We start from the raw sequence: 22,958 nt of genomic DNA on the forward strand, positions 1-22,958 counted from the left end.
ATTCCACCTAGCTTATTCAGGCAGACCCACACGTGACCTCTGTACACGCAGAAACGCATTCGCAACTCGCTCCCTTCCAAATTTCTTGAACAGCTCATTCAAAGGGCCCTCGATCTCTCTGTCAAGTAGAGCTTCGTTCTCAACATCCTTCAAAGCGTCAGCTAACGCGGAAGCTTGACAAAGGGGGAAGTGGATGGACTCAAGCGTCAGAATTCTTCCCGATTCTTCTCTCTTCGAGTGTTTCACCACGACTTCGGCGGGTTCGTCTGGGAACCTCTGAACCTGCAAAAATGCGAGTTCGTCTCGACTTATCGGCAATGTCTTATTGAAAAGAGGCTTGACGCCGAACAGAGGAGATTGAGCCATGTTGAAATCACTGCCGCTTCAATGGCTGTCGAAAAATCCGGTCTTCACCATAAAGCCAGTAACTGAACTGGTAGCTAGCTCCATGATACCTTGACTGGATTAGTGCATTGTTTTGTCGCAGGATGTTGTAGGCTGTGCTCCACCTGTCTGGCAAGTTGTTGGATTTGAGAGCCGTTTGCAGGTCAGTTAATCGTTCACTCTTGACATCCTCAAACTTCAAGATAGTGAAAGCAACTTCTGGCACTGAAGCTACTGACTGTTTTGGGCTTTCTTTCTTCTCAGCTTCTTGAAGCCCTAATTTTGCACCAACTCTGTTGATCTCAGCATCATACACCTCTCTAGCAGCTCTGTGTGCATTCTCAAAGGTTTCGTGAAGATTCCGTTTGAATGCCAAACGTGCAGCGTATTCGGTGGCGTCTGGGTAGCTCACTTTTTAGGCTCCTTGGGCGGGTTCCTTTTCAAACAATTTTCTATAAAGGTCGGGTGCATCGCTCTTGATTTTCTCGCGAGCTGCGTCTCGGTAGAAATCACTCTCGTTCATGTGCATATCGAGAGTAATAAATTCCCTCACAGTGTCTCGCAAGGTTTGTGGCGCTCTGAAGGTTATCCGGACATCCTTTTCTTTGGCCATTTTGTTCTACTCTCGGTCGGACAAAGGCAAGACAAAAATAAAAGTTGTTTCCATAAAAGTAACACTTGGTCGAATCAGTAACAGTTTGGGATGACCAAAATGCCACGAGATGCAGAACGTGAACGAAAACTACGAGTGCCCGAAATATTAGAAACTCTTCACAAAAAGGCTGTTGAAAACAGGGAAAACCCAACGATGGGATTTCGAGAGATAAGAAAAACAACCAGGATGGGGACAAACTCTCTTTACAAATGGTTGGATGAACTCGTCGACGCTGGACATGTTGCCACAACAACGATCGGCGCCTACAAACGATATTACATAACCCCTCAGGGTACAGACCATCAAAAATCTCAGTCACAGATGGAACAGATCCTAGCGGCAAAACCGAAAATAATGAGGTTAGAATCCGAAAATCCGCAGGATCCTACAGCCACCGTATATTACAAGAACATCTCATTCTCGGACCTCGAAAGCGTCGTCCGTCCGACTTGGGAGAAATTTGTCAAGGAAATCAGGACCGAACTCAAAGACAGAAAATGTGAAATTGGATTTGTTGGGACGATCAAGCCTCCTCAGTAAAGAAAAGAATGAAAGGAAAAGGTAAAGCGAATCTTCCATTAGAGATTCGGCAACAAATAAAGAGCTTCATTTCTAAGACAACTGATGAGACAATTGACCTAGTCGTCAATCTTAGTGGAAGGTACATTGACTCTCGTTAATGGAAGTCTAGTGTTTTCTCTCGTGATATCTAATCAAGCTAATGATCAAGCCTATGGGAATTAGCGTAGCTACCCAGGAGAGCCCAGAACCCGCGCTGATGAATAATGCTAGTATTGTAGCATCCACATTTGTTAGAACCAGGTTCAGATTCAGTGCTATCACTAACATTAGAGTGCCAACAACTATGTATAGTAGGTCGTAAAGGACTATCTTCGTCATCATCTCATAGAATTCCTTCACTTTCTTGTGGCGCCACCGAAGAAGGAAGGAAATCAACAGTGTCATGTTAGCGGTACCGACAATAGCGAAATGAAAAGCGGCAAAACCCAATGGAGATACAGGTGAGAACTTCAGAATAAAAAACTGGCTATAGCCATGATTATTGGCAACGATCTTATCAGTGTGGTTACTCGCATCCTGAATTCTAGTTCAGGTGTCTTTGCTTTCTTTCTAGGCATCTATTCTGGGCTCCTTTGCTGGTTTTCCATACGAAGGGACAAATGCTTCGAATACCGCGTCGGCGAAGGCTCCAATTTTCGATTCTTTCCGAGCTCTTTTCATAAAGTCACTTCGGAGTAGGTTTTCAAAGAATTCCCTGATTTCTCTTGAGACTGCGGGATTGTTTTTGTAAACTCGGGCTTCTCGAGTCCCGCTTTCGGTAGGTTTCCCAACTTCTGCTTTCTCTGAGACTATCAAAGTCTCTCTATCAACAACCATATAATGATCTTTGATACGCGTTTCACCAATGTAGACTTCTGCACCTCGTTGGCGGAGCTCGTCAACAAAATCGGGAGGAGCTGCGCTGGCGTAGACTCTGACCCGAACCCCTCTCGCTAAAGCTTCATGAGCTGCCTGTCTAAGTTCAGAAAATCCGTATGACCCCAACTCACCGGCTGCAACAATAATCTCCGTTCTTGCCGAGTCAATGGTTTTTTTCACAATTTCTCTGAATGTTCTATCATCTGGGCTGGGAGGAATTCGCTCGAAGGTCACAGCATTCACCGTAAGCATCAACGGTTCTCTTTTAGCGTCATTTTTGCTGTTGCTGTGTTTATAACAATTGTGGAAAACTCAAACTAAGAAACGCGCTCCTTTGGGCAATAGGAAGGTAATTTAGACCCAGATATCAAAACCATGCATAAAACTCTGAACTTCTGCGTGCAATAAAGCAAGTGTAGCTTGGGTTCTAATTCCCGTTTGCATTGAAAGGTCAGTTTCGTACATTGCTTTCAAATGGTCGAAAAAGTGAATTTGTGTGGTGTTGCCGCCATTATTTCTCAACACCTCAGCCTGTTGCCGGCTCCTCTCCAAACGTTGAAAAGTTTCAATGAAACTAGGAGCCCATGGCGGCAGCCATGTTTGAACTTTGTCCTTTTCGATTAGCTGAGTTCCTAAAACAACCTTCTCGCCTTGCCCGTAGGCGGAATTCACTAATCCCATTAAATCGGTCATTTGAATCTCACCTTGGATGTAGATGACTTTGGATTTCACGCTTGTTTGCCTTCTTCCCCCCTGGCGGCTGTCACCCAATTGTACTTTGGGCTCTTTGATGCCGGGCGAAACTCGGACGGGCAGCAACTCTCTGCTCACAAAACCGCTTTTTCGCGAAAGACTCACCACAAACACTTGCGCAATATTGTGCGGCTTGACCATTCAGAACACCGAAGAGTCAGACTCCTCTTTTGGAAATAATGCGGTTTGAAATTTAAGGCTACTGCCAAAGCTCGGCTTATTTTTCCGTTGTTGTTAAAGCGAGTTAACAAACATGCTCTTTTGCTGAAAAGAGGGATAAAAAAGCCTTAAATGCCCAAACGTGCGATTTATCTTTGGTGTATAAAGATGTCAGGAAAACGAGTTTTGTGGGATGAAGCGTCAAGAGGCTACTTAAGCATCGAGTCTTTCGAATTTCTCCAAGCGCAGCGAGCTGCATTAGCAGCCCAGCCAGAAACTCAGAATTTTTCGTACCATGGCCATGGAAGCATGCCAGCCAGTTGGAAAGCCCAAGAAAAATACGACTTCAGCCAGTGAAAGGTGTTGTGACATGGGTCTTTTGTTGGACTTGATTGAAAGAGCTCGTCAGCAACGCCGCATCTTCGTTGCTCAGATACAAACTAGCGAGAACCCTCCGGTTCGTCGATATCCCCTCGGAAGTGCCGAGAGAGCTGAGCAGCCGATTCCATTGTTTGGATCGGGCCGAGGCTTTGGACTTGATTGGGCATATCAGAAAGCACCAAGTCCGGCACCCCAAGGAGTTGCTAGGCAAGATGTTTCAGGTCCGATTGTGAATCGATCTGGGTCCACCGCAGACCTTCAGCCAGAGAACATAAGCCCACCCTACGAAGATCCAAACACAAGCAGAACCTTCAAACGTTCGAACGAGGAAACAGACCAGAAAATCATCTCAACTCGCCATAGTTCAGGTGGTTCATGGGATGGGCAAGTCAGGTTCTACGAGAAAAAACCAAGCTTTGAAAGCAGCCGAGGACCGAAAGAAAAGACGCCAGGTGACAAGCACACAGCCGACCTGCGGCGCTGGAGCTTTGATTTTTCCCAATGATTTTGGAAAGCTGGGCAAAGTGAAGCCTTAAGCCTAGCATAGCAGAACCTAGAATGTCGTTCTAGAGAACAGTTTCACAACTCACATATTCTTTTATCCACAGTCATGATTAAGAGTTGACGCCACATGGAAAAGAGGTTTGTTGCAGCAATTGTCGTAGTTGCTTTAGTTTCGTCTGGATTTACATATGCAGTGCAAAGGTTTCAGTCAAGTGATGCAGAGAACAATAATAGCTCCATGATTGATTTGCTAAGGTCGCAGATTAGTAACCTCAACTCAAGTCTCGTTCTGCTAAGCGCCAAACTTCATAGTGCTAATGTTTCTCTTACGCGCATTTCTCTAGACTTGGAGGAGTTGTCTGACAAGTCGACTCGCGATATGAACCTTACGCAGCAAGACGTTGAGTCATTGGAGTCCTCTGTATATGATGCACAAGCAAACATTGAGACTCTTCAAACGCGGACAAGCGAAATTGCTGAGGAACTTGAGAAATTAATCACGAACATGACAGCCATCACAAACGATGTCAGAGGTTTGCAGCTTACGAGTGCTTCGATACAAGAGGATATGTCGTCTTTGGAAAAAGATGTCCTCGATATCGGAATTGAAATCACCAGTATTCTCCTGGGCATTTCGGAAATGCAGACTCAAATATCTGATCTCCAATCTAGAACAGTTGAACTGGAAGACCGGATAAACGCCTTGAATTCCACTGACAAGATGACAATAAGAGTTAGCTTTCTGAGCTTCACAATATGGTATGGAATACCGCCACCATTGCCGGCTGACTACCTTTTTGATGTTGGCGTTTACATACTTGACGAGAACGGGCAACGTCGATACCCTTCTATATCTAGTGCTCGAAGTGGGCACAGCAGATTCATCAAACCTACGTTTGTAGAGCTTGTTATTCGCAATGGTACTGAGTACAATGGGGCGCCTCTTTCTATTCATCATGGTGATGAGGTTCATGTGTATGTTGTGGCGTATTTCCACTTGGATGACGCAGCTATAGACATAAATCCAGACCCAGCATGGGGACCGCAACCAATATTGCGGTCGAATGAAAGTGGAAGTCAGTTATTCATTGCTTATTCGATAGGCACTGTGAAAGTTGGTAGCGTTGATGGACGAGACGATGGATACCTTGACTTCTCTGACGCCTATCTGCAATACAGGATTGAGACTTTCTACGGATGACACGCGCTGGAAGATAGTTTAGAACGGTGATCGACCCAGCACTTCTTACGCATGCGCCCCTGCGCGCCGTGTCCTTGACGGCAAGGTGTTTTTCGGTGGTTTAGGCTAGGCAAACTGCTTCAGAAGATGGTTGCAGTGCCATCATCTCAGTTTGGTTGTGTTGACGCCTTTCGCCCGGAAGGCTTGGAGACTCACGAGGCAGGAGCTCAAGGAAGAACTTCAAGAGGAGAAAGAACAGGAAAAAAATGACATAACGATTTAAAGTGATCCTGTCGCCAGTGCGTAGTTTTCTCAAACAGGAAGCAGTGCTGAAAGTGCAATTATGAGAATGAATGCGACGAAATAGATCATAAGACCAAACATCACAGGTATTAAAAGTCTGCGTGTCTCTTTTCCATAGCTTTCACGAAGATCTCCAAATCGGGTTGGGAATCGAGCCATGTATTTCCAAAAAAGCCTAGTGTACCGATTCAACATGACAATTAGGCCTTGAGCTGCCATGGTACCGACAACAACTAAGATGAGATCGGGCAGTCGGAGAATAAGAACCATTGTTGAATACAGGAGTGTTAGCACGAGAAAACCTAGACTTGATACTAAAACAAGCCAAAAGGCGAAACGATTTGTTACATCATCCGTCAGTATGGAATATGCCTCTCCGAAGAGAGTGTAGATAAGCATCGGGAAAAAAGCCACTAGCCCACTAAAGAAGACATTCCTTGCAACGTTATATTGCGCAAGCAGCAAACTGGCGCCGAAAAATGTGAGGGACACCAGAACAGAGAACATCATATCAAGTTTGGCTAAGAAGGAGTTCTCTATCATGACCTGCAACTTTCGGTTGATTTCGTCAAGTCTCTGATCAATATCTGGAGCCATAGATGAAACTTAGAGGTTTGATGTTGGCATAAGCCTTTCCACGGATGCCGAAATTCATGGAAAAAGGAAGTCAAGGAGGTCTGAACTAGGTGGTTCTGAAATTCATGCGTCGACAACCAAACCGTGTTTCTCAAGTTCTGCAATTATTCGTTTTTGTGTCCTTAGAATCTTCTCAATTTCTTCCGGAGCCAGTTTCCCATACTGTCGCCGGACAGCCTGCTTTTCAAACCCATCTATTTGTGTTTGCATCTTTTCAAGGTCCTGGCTCAGCTTGCTGATCTGTGATCGAGCCTCTTCCAATTCAGTGTCAACCGTTGAACGCTCGACTTTGTTAGGATCAGTTGACAGGATATTAGCCCAAGGTAGAAACTTCCGATACTCATTAAGGGCGTCGTGAGGCGTCAGTTCAATGCGATCATACTGATTCGGGTCCACTCTCGATTTCCCATGACCCATAAGAAACTCGGCGACAGCTGACTTGCATCCGGCTTCACGCCAACGACTCCTCATCAAATCGCGAATGTTGTGCGGACTGAAACCGTAGCGTATGTTTGTGCCTTGCTGTAGGCCTTCACATGCCCACTGTTTTCCGCCACACTGCTTGCAGATGTAGCACATTCGCCACAGCCGATCGTCGTACTTTGCGCGTTTTCTAACGGTCTCACCTCCGCACTTGCATTTGGGTGACTCGGGTTTGACCACTCCCGTCTCAACGCCACGTCGGAACCAATAACCGCGAATGTCATCCTTGGTGATAGGCAGGCTGTACTCATTCAAGAATAAGTGGTCTCTAGGAATGGTTGATAGCGCCTTCAAGTGGGCGCGCAGGGCATCCCCGAGGTCGGATTTAGTCGACCACAACGTGTAGTAATTCTTGACGTTTCGGAGCCTTTTCCTACCAGGCAACACCAGCTTGCAGATGCCCCGGTTCTGCGTGAGATCCTGGATTATTTGGGGTGAATGATGCAGGTTGGTGTAAACAACTTCGTCTTCTCCCATGAAGCCCTGAACCATAAACAGGTAAACAGGCAACCAACTTTTCTTGCAGCTGTACAGAATGCGCTTACACGACTCTAGGTCCAGTCTGCCCTCAGCAGCCGGGACTTCACTGCGAAAACGATAGTTCCCATCGTCAGGCCACAGAGCTCTCAACGTCCTGAAAAAACTCAGCACATAACTCCACTGGCTGACCTTGTAACTGTACCGCCAATCGCTGCGACCGTTTATAAAGTTGAAGACGATGTCGGGCAACACAAACCTCTCATCTCTAAGGGCTTCGCGTTGCCACTCGACAACTTGACTCGGACTCCACCCCAAAAACCGTGAATCCTTCTGAATCACCTCTTCGAAAATAAACTTAAGACGAGAGAAATACACCCGCTTGGCCGTCCCCAACCGCCCAGCCCACAGCTTGACAGCAGGATCATCCTCGAAAGCTACCATGAAACAAGCATACCGCAACTAAATATATAAAACATTTCCACCATTTCTTAAGTAAAAAATAATCTACATAAGAAAAAACAAATGAAAGAAAGCGCCAAAAAATGCTGACGCTGGCTTTTCTAGTCTGTTCTTATTTCGTTGTGCACTTTGTCTAGTTTGAGGCTGGCTTTTTTCCCGGCTGACTTTTGCACGACATAATGTAATGTCTCATGGGCGATGACATCTTCGATTTCGTCTTCATGTAACTCACCGAAAATGTACACTACTCCATACCCTGTGTCGAACGCACCCTGAATAGGTGGAAACTGAAACACGAACTCCACTGACTTGGCCATACAGCTTTTCTGCCTCATCTTAACGTTTTGACTGTGCTCATCGCTTCAAATATGACATAAGTCATATTTCCCTTATAAACTTACTCGGAAATCAACAACGAACTTGGGCATTGTAAACACGAAATACGGATCATGGGCAATACGCGGCGCTGCACAAGGGTTTTATACAAAAAAATCATAACTATAACTAAAACAGGAGAGTTTTGAGAGTGAGTCAAAAAGGAAGCAAAGAGACCAAAATAGAGAAAGCCATGGCTCAGGCGGAGATGTTCGCGTGCCTTGACGACAAAGGCGAAAACTACCTTGTCGAGATTGAACTTCCCGGCGTGGACAAGAAGAACATTGCACTAAACATGCATGAAGACCTTGTTTCAGTGCGAGCTGAAAGAGCTGATCTAGCTTTTGTGGGACACCTGCACTTCCCTCTAAAGGTTTATCCAAAGAAAGCTGAAGCCTCTTTCAAACAGGGCTTGCTAGTCATGCAGGTTCCAGTCAAGGAGAAACGCGCTCCACCCGTAAGCGTGAAAGTGAAGTAAAAAGACAAAACTACTACAGAACTTCAACTTCACCTTTTTCTTTCAACCCAAGAGAACTTGCTTTGCAGCGTCTTGGGGTAGTAGAGTCTCCAGTCAAAATCAACACTCTTGCCCCACGAATAGTAGACACGTGGATCAATGTAGCTCTTCAGCGAAGTTCGCAAGTTATAGTCGCGTGTAGCCTGCACTTCCCTAATCTTCAGCCTAAGCGCCTGAAGTCTCTCTTCCAACTTAGGCGTTTTTCTAGGCGAGTTCTCCAAAGAATGAAACCTATCTCTTTTCTTAGCTAATGATTCTTCCCAGTTCTTGGGCGGTTTACGCTTGTGATTACAGACGATAGCAGCGTCAAGATTTGCCATTGTGGCAGCATGCTTCTTTGTCACAATTGTCTCCGTTTTTGAGACACTAGCTTTTTCAAGAGAGTTTCTGACAACTGACGTGGCATGATATGTTCTAAAAACCTTGGCCGTCAAGCCTGGCACGATCTGGCTAAGAAAACTGTTAACATGTTCTGAGCGGATGCCTTCAAAAACCGTTGATTCTAACTGACTTTTCGACTCTGCTTCATTCTTAAATTCACTAATGTTTTGTACGACAATCTCTGGGAGCTCAACTTCCCTCTGCCATCTGACAGAGTCTTTGCCTAGGAAGTCAAAAGACACTTTGTTCACAGAGCTTATTGTTACGTGACTGGGTCTGAGCGTGGTTGCGCCCACTGTGTCTGCTTCATCTGGGTCCTTCTCGTCTCCGACACGCAGTTTAAGTTCGTCAATAAGAAAGGCAACAGTTGCAGTCTTGCGTTTCTTGGCATCTTCGGACTGAAGGTTCTTGAATATATGTTCCTTTAACTTGTCGATCTTTTTATCCAAGAGCTTGGCTTTGTCAAACTTTTCGATTTCTTTCTCCTGCTTGGCTTGTGAGGAGTCTGACAGCCAAATGTACTTCTCTTTCCCAGCGAGTTTGTCATCCCATTTGGCTATCCACATGAAATCAGGGTGCCAGATGATCTCCTTCCAGTTGCTCGGTGGACGAGGCGCATCGGGTGACAAGTTCAAGATGATATCTTCTTCGCCAACATAGGGCTTCCATTTTCCCCGCATCGGATGCTCACCTCGCCCCATGAAGATGGAAGGCGGCTCAACAGTGTAATTACCTACTTCGGTTTTGACACCGTCAATGACAGCGCAGCCATATTTTTCTTTGTTGGCTTCTCTCAACACCTTGCGCTCTTGAGCCTGTTTTTTCTTTTCCTCTTTGGACATGTTGGCTTTGATCTGCTTCTCCTTCTCCACAAAGGCTATGATTTCAGAGAAGTCCACTTGCTCTGGTGAAAGAGGCTTGTCGGATGTTTCCATGGCTGCTGAGAAATCGTGGAAGAAGTTCTTGATGAACACTGGGTCTTTAACGCAGTCTGTTCCCAGCTTTTTGACCCATGCGACAGCCATTTCTTCTTGATGCGGCGTCAAAGCTACTTGTTCGCCGCTGATCTTGATGTGAAAGCCCTTGGGCTCGTAGCGTTTGGGTATGAGAACGCCTGAATGAATAAGCTGCTTCATTTGCCGCTTGACCTATACTAAGCTTTGTTTGTTCAATGGTTTTCAGAAATGACGCTGCGCCATCTAAATATCTTGTGCTTGGAAGACTCATGGAGGACAAATTCTTTATATCCTCATCCATGTTGTTCGATTATCAAAATGGTCGGCGTGAAAGGAGAAGCAATTATGAACGGCCAACTTATGGAAGTGGAATTGAAGAAAATTCGTCCCAACCGTCTTAATCCAAGGCTTGAGATCAGCATTATTCGGCTGAATGACTTGGCTGACAGCATTAAACAGGTTGGCTTGTTGGAGCCGCTGGTTGTTCGCCCTGTTGGCGACGGATACGAAGTTGTTGTGGGCGAACGGCGCTATCGTGCTTGTCAGCAAGTCGGCTTGAAAACCGTGCCCGCAGTTGTCAGGCAATACACGGATGAAGAAGTCATCGAACTGAACCTAGTTGAAAACATTCAGAGAGAAGACTTGAGTGCAGTTGAAAAGGGAAACTGCTGCAAACTCTTGCTGGACAAGTATCCAAAGAAGTTCAGCAACGTTCAAGGACTCGCTAGCCGGCTTGGACTTTCATCTGCCACTGTGAAAACTTGGCTTCAGTTAACCAAAGCATCTAAAGAAATTCAGAGTATGGTTGCGCCTGCGCAGGTGGAGAGACGGGGCACGCCTGAGGGAAAGATCGACTATACTACAGCGCGAACCATCATGAGGCGCATACCTGAACCGGAGAGACAGGTTGAGATTGGACAGAAACTTGCCAGTGAGGGCATGTCACAGAAACTGGCTCGGAGAGTCATAGAAGAAGCAGCGAAATCACCTGACAGAAAGGTGGAAGACATCCTGACCGAGGTTAAAGCTGAGCCTTCTGAGCTCTTCTTTGAACCCGTTGACATGGAGTCCATTGTCAAAGGTGGCAAGACTCAAATGACTAGTCGAAGTGCACCAGATGCAGGTGTAAAGACTGGCGCCAAGGTTCACGCCAGCATTTACGTGCCTCGCTTCGCTGATCTGCAGATTGTTTCTGTTGAGAGGAAGCGGCTGAGGTTTTTCGATTCCGAGGATGCAAAGAGAGAAGGGTATTCAAGTCTTGCCGAGTTCAAGAGAGTTTGGAAGGAAAAGTATGGAGAATGGAATGATAACGAGTTGGTGCACATTATCAACTTTCGAAAAATCGGATGAAAAGGGCGAGTTCAGATTTAGGCTTTGGCAAACCTGAAGAAGATTCTTCCGTCTGCGAGTTCTACTATTTTGAGTTGTAGTTTGTCGCCTATCTTGAGTTGGTCGTGTTTGGCGTTGTCGATTCGGCTTGATATGGTTAAGCCGCCTATTTTGACCAAGCCTACGCAGAAAGGTGCATCTTGTACAAAGCCGAGGGGTGCGCCTATGCGGACTTCGGTGAATGCGTAGAGTTCGCCTTCGGTGCCCAAGTCAGCCCATTCGAATTCGCTGGCAAGGCAGTTTGGGCAGACTATTCTTGGAGGCCACAGAAGTTGGCTGCATTTCTTGCATTTGGTGGTGGTTAGCTTTCCTTGCTTCAGGTTTTGGAAGAATTGGCTGATTTCGGTTGTTTTGGCGTCTTCTAGCGGGTAGAAATCCAGCATGAATGGCAATTTCACTGTTTCGGGTCGGTTTATTTTCTCGATTTCTGTGTTGCCCATTTCTTGCGTCACCTCATTTGCTTCGAGTAGACTAGGATGCTGTGAACGTTGGCTGGTCCGCTCAGATTGTGGGTGATGGCTATGTCAGCGTTTTTCACGTATCTTCCTTTGGGCACTTCGCCTCTGAACTGCTGCATAACGTCGATTGCCTGCAAGATGGCTGTGGCTCCAAGCGGGTGTCCGCAGCCGAGCAGTCCGCCTCGTGGGTTAACTGCTATTTTTGCGCCTATGTAGCTTTGTGCTTCGTCGATGAATTTGCCGCCTTTGCCTTTCTCGCACCAGCCCAGTGCCTCGTACTCCATGATTTCGCTTATTGTGAAGCAATCGTGAAGCTCTGCGATGTCGATGTCGTCTGAAGTGATGTGAGCGGATTCGTAGGCTTCTTTGGCTGCGATCTTGAGAGGAACCCAGTCAGTCAGGCTGCCTAGATTGTTCACGTTGTTTCCAATGTTGGCTTGTCCGCTGCCGATCACGTACATGGGTGCGTCTGTGTATTTCTTGGCGTCTTCAGCTGGAACCAGCACAACGCCGGCTGCGCCATCGGTTATGCCGCTGCAGTCAAGTAACTTCAGAGGCGGCGCCACGACAAGCGACTTTAGCACGTCTTCAACTGTTACTTCTTTCGGAAACTGCGCTAGGGGGTTAAGGGCGGAATATTTGTGGTTTTTGACGCAGACCTTTGCCATCTGCTCCTCAGTCGTGCCAAACTCGTGCATGTGTCTTTGCGCAGTCATAGCGAAGAAAGGCGGCGCTGACAAAGCGTTGACGCCGTCCCATTCACGATCAAGCACGCAGCTCATGTTAGTTTGAGCCTCAGCCATGTCAGGCATGTACATTTTCTCGGCGCCAAAAGCCACCGCAACATCAGACAAGCCGGTGGCAACGCAAGCCCAAGCATAGCGGATTGCGGCTTGACCGGACGCGCACATTAGTTCAGTGCGAGCTATGACCTTTCGCGGTTGTATGCCTAAGCATTCGGCGACAAGTGGGGCAACGTGTGATAGGAAAGCGAATCTTCCGGGTTCAGCGGCTCCCACAAAGAGGCTGTCCACATCTTTGGGAGACAGGTTGGGAACGTTTCCGAACATGGCTTTTCCAGCTTCTTGAACCAAGCCTCGCCATGTGGCTTCGCGCTTGCCGCAGCGAGTTGCTCCGCCGCCGACGATTGCGACCTTACGCATATGTATTCATCCTTTCAGATCAAGTGGACAGAGATTTCCAACATTGAGAACTATTGATAATGCAAAAAAGACTATATTAAGTGTGGCATTTTCGCTGACTTGCACCAAAAAAGCCGAGTCAGCGAAGACTTTGGGGAGTGAAAGAGAGAAAAATCCTTGGGCAGTCGATTTGCGATGTTGCGCTATTTTCCTTTGTATACTGGTTTCCTTTTCTCTAAGAACGCTGTTACGCCTTCGTTGAAATCCTCTGTGGACGCTACTAGACCAAAGGCTTCTGCTTCCTGCCACAAGCCTGCGTCAGGATGCGTCTCAGTGCTGTCGTTGATCAGCTTCTTACAGTATTTGAGAGCGATAGGTGGTTTTCCGGTGAGTTCGATTGCTAGTTCTTTGACCTTGGCCTGCAGTTGGTCTGCGGGCACTACTGTGTTGACCAAGCCGTGGCGTTCAGCGGTTCTTGCGTCAATCCGCCTGCCTGTGAAAATCATTTCTTTGGCTATGCCCTTGCCCACGAACCTTGGAAGCCGTTGTGTTCCGCCCCAGCCAGGTATGAGACCAACGTTTATTTCTGGCTGTCCGATTTGAGCGGTTTCAGAGGCTACGCGTATGTCGCATGCCATAGCGAGTTCTAGGCCTCCGCCTAGTGCAAAGCCGTTGATGGCTGCGATAACAGGTTTACTACAGGCTTCGACTTGCGTTGTGAGATGTTGTCCTACTCTGGCGAGGTCTGCTCCTCTCACAGGGCTGGCTCCCTTCATCATCCTCAAATCTGCGCCAGCTGAGAAGGCTCGGTCTCCCGCGCCTGTGATGACCATGACTCGTATGTTTTCGTCTTTTTCTGCGTCTTCTAGCCGTACTGAGATTTCCATTATTGTTTCTTGGTCGAGTGCGTTCAACGCGTCTGGGCGATTTATGGTGATTGTGGCTATGCCTTCATTTTTTTCGTAAAGTGTGTTCTTAAATTCTATCATGTTGTTTCACCTTCCTATTTTTTCCAATCGTAGAAACCTTTGCCGGTTTTTCTTCCTAACAATCCGGCTCGGACCATCTGCCTTAGCAATGGGCTTGCTTGGTATTTCGGGTCGATTTCTTTCACCATGACTTCTGTGATGGCTAGGGTTGTGTCTAGTCCGACGTAGTCAAGTAGAGTTAATGGTCCCATCGGCCAGTTGAGTCCCAGCTTTATTGCCTTGTCTATGTCTTCTGGCGTAGCAACGTCTTCATTGACCAAGTTGATGGCTTCGTTCAAAGCTGGAATCAATATGCGATTAACGACGAAGCCTGCCACGTCTTTCTTTACGACGACGGATTCTTTGCCCATTTTTTTGGTGGCTTCAACTATTGTGTTGAGGGTTTCGTCGCTTGTTTTGGCTCCGCGGATGATTTCGATTAGTTTCATAAGTTGGGGCGGGTTGAAGAAGTGCATGCCTGCGAATTTTTCTGGTCTTTTGGTGGCTGAGGCTAGTTCGCTTATGCTGATTGACGAGGTGTTCGAGGCGATTATGGCGTCTGGTTTGGCTTGGGAGTCGGCTTCGGCTAGTACTTTTTTCTTGAGTTCTACGTTTTCGGTTACAGCTTCGATGACTAGGTCGGCGTTTGACAATGCTTCTTTCAAGTCTAATGTCGGGTGTATTCGGCTTAGGATTTCGGTGACTTGGGCTTCGGTCATTTCGCCTTTTTTCACGAATCGTTGCAGGCTGTCGTTTATCATTCTCATTCCGTTGTCGACAAATTCCTGTTTGATATCGCGCATGTAGACATCGTATTGGGCTGTCTGGGCTGCAACCTGCGTGATGCCGTGTCCCATGAGCCCAGCGCCGAGAACTGCGACGGTCTTAATCTCCATTAACGGCTTTCCTCTTTCTGGTGGGAGTTTTAGTGTTAGAATGCGAACCGCATATATAATTTCCGACAAGCTGTTTGGCGTTTACTTTTGGAGTTCATGTACAAGAAGCGCGACTATGAGTACCGCTGGAATGATCATTGACAGTGTTACGTAGAAGGGTAGTTGCGGAAAATATGTGATGTATAGGTAGTTGCCCAGCAGCATTCCGAATCCGTTGAAGATGTAGCCTACGAAGTTTCTGAATCCTACTACTTTGCCTCTGTTTGCAGGGTCAATTAAATCTGTTGACAATGCCATTACTGAAGACATGACTAGCAGTTGTCCTATTGCGAACATGGACATTGCAATCATGACAGTCACGAGGTTGCCCATGGTGAAAATGAGGGTTGCAGACGCAAAGACGACGAGGCCTAGAATCATTGGGATCTTTCTGCCGAATTTGTCCACCATCTTGCCTATTGGAATGGACATCACCACCATAGTGAGCAGTAATGGTATGAAGGTGAGCCACCATTGCTCCTCTGGAATCCCTAACACTTCTCTTGCGTAGATAGCGTTCATGACGCCTGTCATTGACATGCCGAACATTATGAGTGTTTGAACTATGAACAGCCAGAACATTGTTGGGGGCAGGACTTTCCATACGCGGAAGCTTTCTTTGACGGCTTTGGGATAAGATGATATGAAATATCGGAATCTGATAGGTTCTGGATCTCCATTTGTCACTGTTTCTTTGAGTCTGAGGCGCCAGATTGCTGCGATTGCGTATAGAACTGTGACGAGTACGTAGATGATTCTCATACTGTCGATCAAACCGAACTGTATGAGGAGTAAGCCTGCGATTATTGGTCCAGGCGTGTTGAAAGTGCCGTGGATTAACATTATTAAAGAAGAGCCCATGCCTCTTCGCTCGGGTGGCAACGAGTCTTGAACCATAGCGAATAATGCGGGTTGATAGATGAGGCAGAGGCTGTGGATTATGGAGCCCACTAGGATGAAGTGCCAGGTTGGGGCAAAGGCGAAGAACAAGTTTGAAAGCGCCATTATGAAGGTCATGGTTGTTATGAGCCAGCGTCTGCCGTACTTGTCAGCTAGGAAGCCGCCCGGAAAAGCTACTACTGCCATGGAAACCCAGCTAGCTAAACCAATGATCCCCAATGCTAAGCCTGTTCCTTGAAGTGCTGTAACGTAATACTGGAAGTTTGGCACGGGCATTTCCATGGCGATGTCCATGATCATCCAGCTTACTATGAGGACTTGGTAGTTGCCGGTGATGAATGAGAACTCACGTCTTAGGACAGCGCCGAGCTTAATCATCAGCCTTTCTCTCTGTTGAAGCAGAAGCGAAAAGACTGAGGAATCGCGGATTTAAGGTTTGGCTTCAATGGGCAGACGGGGTTTCTAAGAGAAGCTTTTAATCTTTCTTCAAAGACTGCAGATGAAAAGGAAACTGCGAACGCTTAAGGGGAGCACGTGGCGCATGGCTTGGCTGAACCTGGGACAAATCCTGCATGTGCACGCTAAGAACTATCCGAATAAGATTGCGTTAAAGGACTGTCGTGGAAAGGTTTGGACTTATCGAGACTTGGAATCGAGGACAAATCGGCTTGCTAACGGTTTGTTGAAAATGGGTTTACGAAAGGGCGACAGAGTGGCTGTCATGCTCTACAATTGTGCCGAGTTTGTGGAGATTGACTGCGCTTTTGCCAAAATCGGGCTTGTCGTGGTGCCTATTTGTTGGCGTTACGTGCCCAAGGAAGTATCGTATGTCGTGGATAATTCTGATGCCAAAGCCGTAATTGCCGGCGAAGACTTTGTGGGCTGCATCGAAGGAATTCGAGAGACATTCACTCAGAGGCATGCGGACCGCTACGTTTCGGTGGGTTCCAAACGGTTTGAAGGATACATTGACTATGAAAGCCTGATCGCAGAGTCGCCTAACACTGTGCCTGACGTCCAAGTTGAAGGCAAGGACACGTGGTTTCAGATTTACACTTCCGGGACAACTGGTATTCCGAAGGGCGTCGTGCGCTCTCACCAATCTTACATTGCGTTTTACATGATTAACGCGGTTGACTTCGGTTTTTCAGAGAAAGACACGGGCATGATCGTAATGCCCCTTTACCATGTGAATTCGACGTTTTATGGACCCTTATTCCTGTACATCGGCGGGTCCTTGCACGTGGGACGGGATAAGGGCTTTGATCCAGTGGAGTTGCTGCGCACCTTCAGTGAAGAGAAGATTACGTTTACATCTCTAATCCCAACGCATTACAATTTCATCCTGAACGTACCAGAAGACGTGCGCAGGCGATTTGACGTTAGCAGCGTTCGCAAGTTGCTATGTTCATCGGCGCCTGCCCGAGGAGAAGTCAAGAAAGGAATTCTGAAATGCTTTCCAAACGTGGAGTTGTTTGAAGCATATGGCTCAACTGAAGCGGGCTTGGTAACGCTGCTCAGAGCTGAAGACCAGCTTCGCAAGCTAGGCTCAATCGGCAAAGAATGCTTAGGAACAGACACACTGAAACTTCTTGATCAAGATGAAAAGGAAGTGCCCGTGGGCGAAGTGGGCGAGTTGTATTCGCGTGGACCCATGATGTTTGACGAGTACCACAAGCTACCTGACAAGACAAAGGCTTCTTTCCGTGACGGCTACTTCACAGCACGAGACATGGCGCGCAAAGATGAGGAAGGCTATTACTACCTAGTTGATCGCAAAGACAACATGATCATCACCGGCGGCGAACACGTCTATCCAAGCGAAGTAGAAGCCGTGATCTGTCAGAACCCAAAGGTTTTCGACGTCGCCGTCATTGGCGTGTCTGACAATGTCTGGGGCGAAGCCGTCAAAGCCGTAGTCATCCTAAAGCAGGGAGAAAAAGCCACGCCAGACGAAATCATCAAGTGGTGCAAGGACAGAATCGCAGGATACAAAAAACCCAAAACAGTAGACTTCATCGAACCCGAAGAAATGCCGCGAACGACCACGGGGAAGATACTGCACAGAAAACTCAGAGAAAAATACGCCCAGCTCTGACCCTCAGTCGACGGTCTTCGTAGGCTCATGTGTTGGAAATGGTGACATAACTGATGCCTCAAAGCGACGATCTTAAACAGGCTATTCACAATGCTCTGCAGTTGATGCGCGATTCTGGTTTTGAAATTAAAGGAAAAATAGAAGTCTCAGTGGATTCCGAGCTGCCTTTCATGGGTTACTCGACTCAGAGACATGGCGGCCACATTATCGTCATTTCGGGCGCGGCATTGAAGACTGATTTGGTCACAGGTTTGTTAATCCATGAGATGTGCCACATTTACAGGACTGAGACTGGCCATCCGTCGCACAATCATCAGCTGCTAAACCGTGTTGGAACACATGTCATCCACGAGAACGAATTGGACAAAGACTTTCAGATCAAGATCATTCAGCGGGCAGTTAACCACATTCAAGACCTTTACGCTGACGACTTGGCTTTTCAGGTTTTCAAGAAAGGAGGAGCATTCACGCCTGAACAAGCGCACGGTTTCTTTTTGGAGTGGATAGACAACACACAGCTAGAGGAAGAAAGCAGCAAAGACCGGTGGCAGAACGTTGGCATAATGCTCAACAACTGCTTCGCCATAAGCAACCTAGCTCGCCACAAGATACCAGACATCGATAATCAAGCAGAAAAAGCAATCCAGAAATTTTTATCCCAAGTCGAAGACCGAGCGAAAAACGAGTTCCCGTTCTTCCGAGACCTCATGACAAACCTGAGAGAAGACACCACGAAGGAACAGTTTGAAAAAGACCTGATGGAATACCTAACAAGAATAGCGGAACTAGCCAAGTAACCACCCAGCATGGACGATGGTGACGCTAAGCGATAGTCAACTCTAACAAGCGCACAGTTTTTGAACACAAGCAACAGAAGAAAGATGTTGAACCATCATGAACTATGAAATCAGCTGCACATCTTGTCATAAGCCATCTATCAGCCTGCTCGACTTCAGATGCCCTTCGTGCGGCAAACCATTAGACATGAAGTTGGGCTTCGGCTTTGAACCAAGACAAATCCAACGGAAGAACCACAGCCTTTGGCGATACTCCAAATTTCTTCCGTTCGTCAACACTGAAGACCGCATAACCCTAGGCGAAGGCTGGACACCTCTAGTCAAGTTCAACGACAACGTCCACTTCAAACTGGAAAACCTCAATCCAACAGGCTCTTTCAAGGACAGGGGCTCAACTACGCTGATATCAGCCGTACACAAACTTGTCAAGAAACTGGATGGTTACATCGCTGAAGACTCCTCGGGCAACGCGGGCGCATCCATAGCCGCCTACGCTGCGCGAGCTGAACTGAAAGCCAAAATCTACGTGCCCCAAAACGTCTCAGGACCCAAGTTCAACCAGATCAAATCCTACGGCATGCCAGTAGTCAAAGTTGCAGGCTCCAGAAACCAAGTCGCAGAAAAAGCCCAACAAGCCGAAAAAGGAAAATTCTACGTAGGACACATATTTCATCCGTTGTTCAGAGACGGCATCAGAACGCTCGCTTACGAAATCGCAGAACAACTCGACTGGAAATCTCCAGAACGCATTTACCTGCCAGTCTCAGCGGGCACGCTACTGCTCGGAGTCATCAGCGGCTTCAAGAACCTAGCAACATCAGGCATCACAAAGACTATGCCAACCATGATTGCCTGTCAAACCAGACAAGTGTCACCGCTGTACCACAGCGTGAAACGACTCGACTATAAACCGCCCAAAAAGGTAACATCAATAGCCGACGCCCTAGTCAGCACAAATCCACCATTGCTCAACCTGATGATCAAAGAGTTGCAGGAAGCAAAGGGAGACGCTGAAATCGTAGACGAGAACGAAATCGAGAAAGCGTTCACGGAACTGGCGCACAAAGGCTTCTTCGTAGAGCCAAGCTCAGCCGTAGCCTACTCAGCATACCGAAAACAACTCAGAGATAAAAAGATACCCAAAGAAGACAAGGCTGTAGTCATCTTAACAGGACACGGACTGAAAACCACACCACAGAAAGCCCCATAAAAGAACGCAGTCTGCGCGCTATCCACATTTGCATTTGTGCTTTTCCTACATTTCTTTGGTAGCTTCTACGCCATATTGGGTGTTCTTTATTGATTGCAACTATTCAGCATCTCTAGAGAAAAGTTTCATAAAACTGAAATAGCATGACCGCATATCCTATCTTGGAGAGGAGAAGGAAATTAGCGTAAAGGCACTTTCAGGAATACTGCTCACGCTGTTGCTTATGGGCATTCTAACATCGGCATCTGGCACCTCAGGAACAGAACAAGCGGAGTCATCAGAGACCGAGTGGACTAGAATATACGGAGGATCAAATGATGACCGAGCTTACTGCGTAGTCCAAACAGTTGACGATGGATACGCAATTGCAGGTTACACAAATTCCTTTGGCGCTGGAGGCTACGATTTCTGGCTCGTCAAAACCAACTCTTCAGGAGATATGGAGTGGAACAAGACCTTCGGTGGCACACGACACGACTACGCTCGAGCTGTGATTCAGACAAGCGACGGTGGATTTGCGATAGCGGGCGAAACTTCTTCGCCTGCGGGCGATTTTTGGTTGGTTAAAACCAATTCCTCTGGAGATGTTGAATGGACACAAAATTATGGAGGAAGTAGAGAGGATGTTGCGTGGTCTCTGATTCAGGCAAGCGACGGTGGATACGCACTCGCTGGTTACACGTTGTCTTTTGGTGTAGGCACACCTACCCACCCCAATTTCTGGCTGGCCAAGACCAACGAGTATGGAAACATGGAATGGAACAAGACATACGGAGGCACACAGAATGATGCAGCTATGTCTCTGATTCAGACAGACGATGGAGGATACGCATTAGCTGGACACACTTCGCCTTCTGATCCACGCACTTACGTTGATTTTTTGTTGGTCAAAGCCGATTCTGCGGGAAACATGGAATGGAATAGAACATACGGTGGAGTAGGCAACGACTATGGGCGCGCTGTGGTTCAGACAGACGATGGAGGATACGCCGTGGCAGGTCGCACTCTTTCTTTTGGCGCTGGCAGCTGGGATTGCTGGCTTGTTCAGACTGACCCAGAAGGAAACGTGCAATGGGACAGAACATACGGAACTCCGGGAAGCGAATGTGGAGAATCTATTGTAAAAACGGCTGACGGCGGATTCGCATTGGCAGGCTATTACATCAGTAGTTCGCTCGGAGCAACACCTGATTTTTGGTTTCTTAAGACCAACCAAGACGGAAACATTGAACACAACGGGATATATGGCGGAACAAATGATGAGCAGGCATTTTCACTGGCTCAGACAAGCGATGAAGGATACGTATTAGCTGGCTACACTGATACATCTGGTGGTGGCCTGGGTGATTTCTGGGTGATAAAACTCGACAGCGTTGCTCCACCAGTCACGGACGTTTATGTAGACCCTCAGAAGCAGAAGGCCGCATATAACAAGCAGTTCTCTGTCAGTGTAAACGTCACCGACGTTGTTGACTTATACGGTTTTCAGTTCAAACTGCAATATGACCCTGCGGTAATAGATGCCGTAAGCATCACATTAGGTTCCTTCTTGAACCCGCCCACAACAATAATTGAAGAGGAAATCAACGAGACCATGGGCTTTCTGTTATTCTCTGCATTGTCAATAGGTTCAGCACCCCCTGCTAACGGCAACGGAGTGCTTGCCACACTGGTCTTTAACGCAACGCCTGGAGGAAACTGCTACCTTGACTTTCTTGAGATGAGTCTCATAAACTCAGGTGGGGCACTAATCGGACATCACACATTCGACGGCTTTTTCGAATACGTTCAGATTCAAGGCGACGTGAACGCAGATTGCATCGTTGACGTTTTTGACGTGTTCAAAATGGGGAAGGCCTTTGGAGCTATTCCAAGTCAGCCAAACTGGGACTCGGACTGTGACATAAACAACGATAACGTCATTGATGACATCGATCTCGCGATAGAAAGCGCAGATTATAGAAAGCTGTGGGACCCAGCCTACGTTCACGAATTGTTCTACGAAATCGACTACATGCCAAGTCACAGACCAACGGACTCCGTGCTAGCCTATATTCAAGGCTACTGCACGGAAAGATGGATTCGCATCACCTTCTACGTTGACGATGAGGTTCCGCTTGACGACAGCGTAACAAATGCCGAATTTTCCGCATTCAACCAAACATACAACGACCATAATTTCGGATATTACTCGCAATGGAAATGGGTGCTGTTTGGAACCGTTGTCGACGGTCACCCAGAAACATCTGGATATGTGTGGGGTCACGACGACGGGGCAAACTACGCATTTATTGCCGACCAAACCGGAGACGATTTTGCCATCGATCATGCTGGCGAAGGTGTTACAGCAGAGGAGGTTGAAACCGTAGTCCTAATGCATGAAATGGGGCACATGATAGGCATTGTCAAACTAGATAGTGAAGAAAGAGAGGTTTATGACGCAAACGCATGGTCTGTAATGGCAATGCTTTCGCTAGACAACTGCAACACCGAACCGATCCGTTACAGCAGAGAATATTGGATTCTAAGAGACCTTGAGTACTACAAGATACATCCGCCAGAAATTGCGGAAACAAATCAGCGCAGCCTTACTTCTGGGTCACCAAGTAGACGCCTAGGAAAATAAGAAGCCCACCGACACCGATGGGCACAGTGATCTTTTCACCAACAAACAAAGCTGCCAACAAAACGGTTACAAGAGGCTCAGCAAACAAGAAGGAGCTGGTCACCGTTGCTCCCACTTTCTCAACCGCGTAGAACCAGATGTAGTAGCCCACTAAAGTGCACGTTACAGACAGGTAAGCAATCGCCAACCAACTGGACAAACTCATCGATAGCGCTAATCGAATCGAACCATCAGCAACTGAAAAAGGAAGCAGTAACAGGCCGCCGAGCACGGTCACATAAGTCAAAACCAAAATCGGGTTATACCTCTCAATGGCTCGCTTGCCCAGCAGAGTGTAAAAAGTCCAAAGAACCGGCGTGGCTAGCAGAACAATACTCCCATAGAAGAAA

26 protein-coding genes are annotated in these 22,958 nt (G+C 47.2%); 10 read left to right on the forward strand and 16 right to left on the reverse strand.

Features of this window, described 5'->3' with window-relative positions:
* Nucleotides 1–12: 12 nt before the first annotated feature.
* The 3 genes from VJ249_09705 to VJ249_09715 are packed head-to-tail and all read right to left on the reverse strand — an operon-like array spanning nucleotide 13 to nucleotide 997.
* Entirely contained in the window at nucleotides 13–366 is a 354-nt protein-coding gene (locus VJ249_09705; GenBank protein HKZ94834.1) for a hypothetical protein, read from the reverse strand.
* Between the two features lie 7 nt (nucleotides 367–373).
* Nucleotides 374–796, reverse strand: a complete 423-nt coding sequence (locus VJ249_09710; protein ID HKZ94835.1) for a hypothetical protein — start codon at nucleotides 794–796, stop codon at nucleotides 374–376.
* Nucleotides 797–799: 3 nt separating this feature from the next.
* On the reverse strand, nucleotides 800–997 hold the full coding sequence (locus VJ249_09715) for a hypothetical protein (GenBank protein ID HKZ94836.1): 198 nt from the start codon (nucleotides 995–997) through the stop codon (nucleotides 800–802).
* Nucleotides 998–1,096: 99 nt separating this feature from the next.
* On the opposite strand from VJ249_09715, the gene VJ249_09720 reads away from it, so the two are divergent.
* Complete coding sequence (locus VJ249_09720) at nucleotides 1,097–1,579, forward strand: hypothetical protein (GenBank protein ID HKZ94837.1); 483 nt, start codon at nucleotides 1,097–1,099, stop codon at nucleotides 1,577–1,579.
* Between the two features lie 147 nt (nucleotides 1,580–1,726).
* Here VJ249_09720 and VJ249_09725 read toward each other — a convergent pair whose 3' ends face one another.
* The 3 genes from VJ249_09725 to VJ249_09735 all read right to left on the reverse strand — a co-directional run bounded on the left by VJ249_09725 (nucleotide 1,727) and on the right by VJ249_09735 (nucleotide 3,373).
* Entirely contained in the window at nucleotides 1,727–2,005 is a 279-nt protein-coding gene (locus VJ249_09725; protein HKZ94838.1) for a hypothetical protein, read from the reverse strand.
* 165 nt (nucleotides 2,006–2,170) lie between these two features.
* On the reverse strand, nucleotides 2,171–2,731 hold the full coding sequence (locus VJ249_09730; protein HKZ94839.1) for a hypothetical protein: 561 nt from the start codon (nucleotides 2,729–2,731) through the stop codon (nucleotides 2,171–2,173).
* Nucleotides 2,732–2,833: 102 nt separating this feature from the next.
* Entirely contained in the window at nucleotides 2,834–3,373 is a 540-nt protein-coding gene (locus VJ249_09735) for a hypothetical protein (GenBank protein HKZ94840.1), read from the reverse strand.
* 186 nt (nucleotides 3,374–3,559) lie between these two features.
* Between VJ249_09735 and VJ249_09740 the strand changes: the two genes are divergently transcribed.
* The 3 genes from VJ249_09740 (at nucleotide 3,560) to VJ249_09750 (ending at nucleotide 5,477) form a co-directional block, all read left to right on the forward strand.
* Nucleotides 3,560–3,748 (forward strand): hypothetical protein, encoded by a 189-nt coding sequence (locus VJ249_09740; GenBank protein HKZ94841.1) that lies wholly within the window; start codon nucleotides 3,560–3,562, stop codon nucleotides 3,746–3,748.
* A 13-nt stretch (nucleotides 3,749–3,761) separates the two neighbouring features.
* Nucleotides 3,762–4,277 carry a hypothetical protein gene (locus VJ249_09745; protein HKZ94842.1) on the forward strand — a complete coding sequence of 172 codons (516 nt, stop codon included), beginning with the start codon at nucleotides 3,762–3,764 and terminating at the stop codon, nucleotides 4,275–4,277.
* A 126-nt stretch (nucleotides 4,278–4,403) separates the two neighbouring features.
* The gene (locus VJ249_09750) at nucleotides 4,404–5,477 is read left to right on the forward strand and encodes a hypothetical protein (protein HKZ94843.1); all 1,074 of its coding nucleotides are present in this window, start codon (nucleotides 4,404–4,406) and stop codon (nucleotides 5,475–5,477) included.
* Nucleotides 5,478–5,768: 291 nt separating this feature from the next.
* Here VJ249_09750 and VJ249_09755 read toward each other — a convergent pair whose 3' ends face one another.
* The 3 genes from VJ249_09755 to VJ249_09765 form a co-directional block, all read right to left on the reverse strand.
* A complete protein-coding gene (locus VJ249_09755) occupies nucleotides 5,769–6,356 on the reverse strand; it encodes a hypothetical protein (protein HKZ94844.1) in 588 nt (195 codons plus the stop codon).
* 102 nt (nucleotides 6,357–6,458) lie between these two features.
* Nucleotides 6,459–7,799, reverse strand: coding sequence for a hypothetical protein (locus tag VJ249_09760; protein HKZ94845.1), 1,341 nt, complete (start codon nucleotides 7,797–7,799; stop codon nucleotides 6,459–6,461).
* A 119-nt stretch (nucleotides 7,800–7,918) separates the two neighbouring features.
* The gene (locus VJ249_09765; protein ID HKZ94846.1) at nucleotides 7,919–8,134 is read right to left on the reverse strand and encodes a hypothetical protein; all 216 of its coding nucleotides are present in this window, start codon (nucleotides 8,132–8,134) and stop codon (nucleotides 7,919–7,921) included.
* A gap of 209 nt (nucleotides 8,135–8,343) precedes the next feature.
* Here VJ249_09765 and VJ249_09770 point away from each other — a divergent pair, with 209 nt between their 5' ends.
* Complete coding sequence (locus VJ249_09770; GenBank protein HKZ94847.1) at nucleotides 8,344–8,670, forward strand: Hsp20 family protein; 327 nt, start codon at nucleotides 8,344–8,346, stop codon at nucleotides 8,668–8,670.
* A 29-nt stretch (nucleotides 8,671–8,699) separates the two neighbouring features.
* On the opposite strand, the gene VJ249_09775 is transcribed toward VJ249_09770, so the two are convergent.
* Entirely contained in the window at nucleotides 8,700–10,226 is a 1,527-nt protein-coding gene (locus VJ249_09775) for a DNA topoisomerase I (protein HKZ94848.1), read from the reverse strand.
* A gap of 165 nt (nucleotides 10,227–10,391) precedes the next feature.
* Here VJ249_09775 and VJ249_09780 point away from each other — a divergent pair, with 165 nt between their 5' ends.
* Nucleotides 10,392–11,396 (forward strand): ParB/RepB/Spo0J family partition protein, encoded by a 1,005-nt coding sequence (locus tag VJ249_09780; GenBank protein ID HKZ94849.1) that lies wholly within the window; start codon nucleotides 10,392–10,394, stop codon nucleotides 11,394–11,396.
* Between the two features lie 17 nt (nucleotides 11,397–11,413).
* On the opposite strand, the gene VJ249_09785 is transcribed toward VJ249_09780, so the two are convergent.
* The 5 genes from VJ249_09785 to VJ249_09805 form a co-directional block, all read right to left on the reverse strand.
* The gene (locus VJ249_09785; protein HKZ94850.1) at nucleotides 11,414–11,875 is read right to left on the reverse strand and encodes a Zn-ribbon domain-containing OB-fold protein; all 462 of its coding nucleotides are present in this window, start codon (nucleotides 11,873–11,875) and stop codon (nucleotides 11,414–11,416) included.
* An 8-nt stretch (nucleotides 11,876–11,883) separates the two neighbouring features.
* Nucleotides 11,884–13,056, reverse strand: a complete 1,173-nt coding sequence (locus VJ249_09790) for a 3-ketoacyl-CoA thiolase (protein ID HKZ94851.1) — start codon at nucleotides 13,054–13,056, stop codon at nucleotides 11,884–11,886.
* 182 nt (nucleotides 13,057–13,238) lie between these two features.
* Nucleotides 13,239–14,024: an enoyl-CoA hydratase-related protein gene (locus VJ249_09795; protein HKZ94852.1), complete on the reverse strand. Its 786-nt coding sequence runs from the start codon at nucleotides 14,022–14,024 to the stop codon at nucleotides 13,239–13,241.
* Between the two features lie 14 nt (nucleotides 14,025–14,038).
* Entirely contained in the window at nucleotides 14,039–14,893 is an 855-nt protein-coding gene (locus VJ249_09800) for a 3-hydroxyacyl-CoA dehydrogenase NAD-binding domain-containing protein (protein ID HKZ94853.1), read from the reverse strand.
* Between the two features lie 87 nt (nucleotides 14,894–14,980).
* Nucleotides 14,981–16,216: an MFS transporter gene (locus VJ249_09805; GenBank protein HKZ94854.1), complete on the reverse strand. Its 1,236-nt coding sequence runs from the start codon at nucleotides 16,214–16,216 to the stop codon at nucleotides 14,981–14,983.
* Between the two features lie 163 nt (nucleotides 16,217–16,379).
* Between VJ249_09805 and VJ249_09810 the strand changes: the two genes are divergently transcribed.
* From VJ249_09810 to VJ249_09825, 4 genes are all read left to right on the forward strand, one after another.
* Nucleotides 16,380–17,936 carry an AMP-binding protein gene (locus VJ249_09810; GenBank protein HKZ94855.1) on the forward strand — a complete coding sequence of 519 codons (1,557 nt, stop codon included), beginning with the start codon at nucleotides 16,380–16,382 and terminating at the stop codon, nucleotides 17,934–17,936.
* 53 nt (nucleotides 17,937–17,989) lie between these two features.
* Entirely contained in the window at nucleotides 17,990–18,733 is a 744-nt protein-coding gene (locus tag VJ249_09815; GenBank protein HKZ94856.1) for a DUF5781 family protein, read from the forward strand.
* Nucleotides 18,734–18,830: 97 nt separating this feature from the next.
* Nucleotides 18,831–19,943 (forward strand): pyridoxal-phosphate dependent enzyme, encoded by a 1,113-nt coding sequence (locus VJ249_09820; protein HKZ94857.1) that lies wholly within the window; start codon nucleotides 18,831–18,833, stop codon nucleotides 19,941–19,943.
* A 223-nt stretch (nucleotides 19,944–20,166) separates the two neighbouring features.
* Nucleotides 20,167–22,569 (forward strand): cohesin domain-containing protein, encoded by a 2,403-nt coding sequence (locus tag VJ249_09825; GenBank protein HKZ94858.1) that lies wholly within the window; start codon nucleotides 20,167–20,169, stop codon nucleotides 22,567–22,569.
* Here VJ249_09825 and VJ249_09830 read toward each other — a convergent pair.
* A partial coding sequence (locus VJ249_09830; GenBank protein HKZ94859.1) for a DMT family transporter occupies nucleotides 22,532–22,958 on the reverse strand: 427 nt, incomplete at its 5' end. The two genes, VJ249_09825 and VJ249_09830, sit on opposite strands and share 38 nt — an antisense overlap.

Source organism: Candidatus Bathyarchaeia archaeon, assembly GCA_035283685.1.
Taxonomy (GTDB): Archaea; Thermoproteota; Bathyarchaeia; order Bathyarchaeales; family Bathyarchaeaceae; genus DATETJ01.